The organism is Mycobacterium sp., from assembly GCF_049802695.1.
Taxonomy (GTDB): Bacteria; Actinomycetota; Actinomycetes; order Mycobacteriales; family Mycobacteriaceae; genus Mycobacterium.
The window spans coordinates 1-2,425 of record NZ_JBARMY010000421.1 but is presented as its reverse complement, the minus strand read 5'-3'; the positions used below and the strand labels follow the sequence as shown (position 1 = coordinate 2,425).

Below are 2,425 nucleotides of genomic sequence, written 5' to 3'. Positions count from 1 at the left end.
GAATCTGAGGGCGTCAAGGTAGACCTGGTCGGCGCCGGAGAGAGCACACCCGGGCACGATAGTCATGCCGATCACGATCCACTGGTCACGGTCGAGGCCGGCCAGCACTTCCAGCTGCGGCCCGTGGGCGATGTCTTCTTGCAGCGCCGAGGTTCCGATCCAGTCGTGGAAGGCAGTGGGCGCGGCATCGACGAGCTTTCGCGGCTCAGCCACTATCGCCTCCCGTGGGCTGGTGGCCGACGAATTGTTCCATGGAGGAGTTCACTCCGAATCGTTCGACGATGGCGTCGAACACGGCGGTGGGCAGCACCCGCAGCGCCGGCAGCAGCCGCACCACCGGTGGCATGGTGAGTTCTTTGGTGTCGCGGCGGATCGCGGCGATGGCTTTGTGGGCGACGTCGTCGGGTTTGAGGATCGGCAGCAGGCGGGGGAAGGGTGTTTTGGCGCCTTTGAACATGCCGGTCGCGACGTAGTAGGGGTTGATGAGGGTGGTTTTAATGCCGGTGTGGCCGGCGGCGGCCAGCTCCATACGCAGTGATTCGGCGAAGCCGTGGGCGGCGTGTTTGCTGGCGGCGTAGTCGGTCTGTTTGTTGACTCCGAGCAGCCCGGCCACCGAGGCGATGGTCACGATATGCCCGCTGCCGCGGGCGATCATTTGTGGGAGCACCGAGCGGGTGACCCAGTACAGGCTGAGCACGTTGGTGGCGATCACGGTTTCGATTTCGTCGTCGGTGAGCTCGGCCAGGGTTTTACCCGACACCACACCGGCATTGTTGATCAGCACCTCGACGGGGCCGAGTTGCTGCTCAACTTCGGTGATGGCCTGGTAGACGCGGGCGCGGTCGGCGACGTCGCAGACCACGCCGATGGCTTTGACACCGCTGGTCTGCCGGATTTCGGTAGTGACCGCGTCGAGTCGGTCGCGGTTTCGCCCGTAGACGGCGATGTTGGCGCCGCGGCGAGCCAGCTCGGTGGCCATGGCTTTGCCGATGCCGCTGGTGGCGCCGGTGACTAACACGGTGGTGCCGTTGAGCTCGGTCACGTCAGGAGTCCTTCCTAAGCGCAGTCGCCACTGTCGGTGCCAGCCGGCGCCGCTGATGGGTTGCGCCTCTCAGGCGAGGCGGCGCAGCACGCGTTGCTTGAGGCGGGTAAACGGTGGATAGGCCAGACGCAGCGTGTCGGGGCGCGTCGGCTTGTGCAGCACGGCTTTATGGTGGCTGAAGGTGTCCACTGAGTACTGGCCGTGGTAGCGGCCCAGCCCGCTTTCCCCGACACCGCCGAAAGGCAGGCTGTGCACCGAGAGCTGGGCCACCGGCGCACCGAAACTTAAAGTGCCCGAGGAGGTTTCGTGCAGTATTCGTTGCCGGGTGTGCCGCGAGGAGGTGAAGGCGTAGAACGCCAGCGGCTTGTGGCGCTGGTTGACGAAGTCGATGGCGGCGTCGAGGTCGGCGACGCCGATGATCGGCAGCACCGGGCCGAAGATCTCCTCAGCCATCACCGCCGCCTGCGGGTCCACGTCGGCCAGTACGGTGGGCGCGATGTAGCGGGCGGCGCGGTCGTGGTCGCCGCCCACTACCACGCGGCCGTCGCTCAGCAGCGCCACCAGCCGGTCGAAATGACGCTCGTTGATGATGCGCCCATAATCGGTGCTGGCGGCCGGATCGGGCCCGTACATGGCGCGCACCGCCTCGGCGAGCTGCGGTGCGATCTGTTCAGCGGTCTCACCGATGGCCAGCACGTAATCGACACCGACGCAGGTTTGGCCGGCGTTGAGGAACTTTCCCCAGGCGATGCGCCGCGCTGCGGTGGCCAGATCAATGCCGGGTTCGATCAAGGCCGGGCTTTTGCCGCCCAGCTCCAGGGTGACCGGGGTGAGATGTTTGGCGGCTGCGGTCATGACGATACGGCCCACAGTGCCGTTGCCGGTGTAGAGGATGTGGTCGAATCGTTGCTCGAGCAGGGTCGTGGTCTCCTCGACCGCTCCCTCGATGACCGCCACGGCATCCGGGTCCAGGTACTGCGGCAGGAGCCGGGCCAGCTGGGCGGAGGTGGCCGGTGATACTTCGCTGGGCTTGAGCACCGCGCAGTTGCCCGCGGCCAGCGCCCCCACCAACGGTGCCAGCGCCAAGTGCAGTGGATAGTTCCATGGGCTGATGATCAACGCCACGCCCAGCGGTTCGCGCACCACCCGCGCCGAAGCCGGCAGCAGCGCCACCGGCACTGATGTGCGGCGCGGGCGCATCCAGCGCCGCAGATGGCGCAGCATGTAGTCGATCTCGTTGACCGTGGCGCCGATTTCGGTCAGCTGCGCCTCGGCGCGGTGTTTGCCTAAATCGGCGTGCAACGCCTCTTCCAGGGCGCTGGATTGCTCGGTGAGCAGCGCCCGCAGCGAGCGCAGCTGGCGGCGCCGCCAGGCCAGCGGTTT

The 2,425-nt window shown here is 66.7% G+C and carries 2 protein-coding genes and 1 pseudogene; all 3 read right to left on the bottom strand.

From position 1 onward, the window contains the following. Nucleotides 1–213 (bottom strand): annotated as a pseudogene (locus WA317_RS17090) (hypothetical protein); the annotation flags it as partial. Then, complete coding sequence (locus tag WA317_RS17085) at nucleotides 206–1,042, bottom strand: SDR family oxidoreductase (protein ID WP_425174159.1); 837 nt, start codon at nucleotides 1,040–1,042, stop codon at nucleotides 206–208. The gene WA317_RS17085 and the pseudogene WA317_RS17090, both read right to left, overlap by 8 nt. A gap of 69 nt (nucleotides 1,043–1,111) precedes the next feature. Then, a partial coding sequence (locus WA317_RS17080) for an aldehyde dehydrogenase family protein (protein ID WP_425174158.1) occupies nucleotides 1,112–2,425 on the bottom strand: 1,314 nt, incomplete at its 5' end.